Source organism: Gluconobacter sp. P1D12_c, from assembly GCF_018812105.1.
GTDB classification, from domain to species: domain Bacteria; phylum Pseudomonadota; class Alphaproteobacteria; order Acetobacterales; family Acetobacteraceae; genus Gluconobacter; species Gluconobacter oxydans_A.
Map to the genome: position 1 here is coordinate 1 of NZ_JACSIQ010000394.1, position 479 is coordinate 479.

Here is a 479-nt window from a genome sequence, read left to right on the forward strand (position 1 = left end):
CAGATGGAGAATAAGATTGTTGGGCTGATGCTCCCGCATCATGCTTTCTATAACGTCTCTGAACCCTGTCTTATGGTCCAGAATTATACGCAGACGCCTGACACTGAACTCGGCAAAAAGGCTCTCGAACTCATTGAAGTTGTCTCTAAGCGACACCATCAGCAGGTTATCGAAAAACTCCAAAAAATTGGATGCGATGCTCTAACGGGGCGTAATCTGTTTGCGTTGCGTGGTTCGTGGGAGCTTGGCAACAGGGATATCAATGCGGTGGATGATTCCGCAAAAGCATATATGCTTGACACTTACACGATATCTCACATGGGTAGAGGTGGGGGTAGCGTCTTAGAAGATGGGATGCTGTCAAAGGTTCTCGACATAGAGCGTCTACAAGACCCCGTAGAGCTTGATGAGCCTCCTATTGAGGTTCCGGATTCCGAATACTTCGAAGCTAATCAGGACGCCTTTCAGGAGCTTGCAGA

Annotated in this window: 1 protein-coding gene; it reads left to right on the forward strand. The window is 48.0% G+C overall.

The window, feature by feature from the left end; genetic code table 11:
* Nucleotides 1-479: hypothetical protein (locus tag KP705_RS17335; protein WP_215765175.1), on the forward strand; the 479-nt coding region annotated here is incomplete at both ends.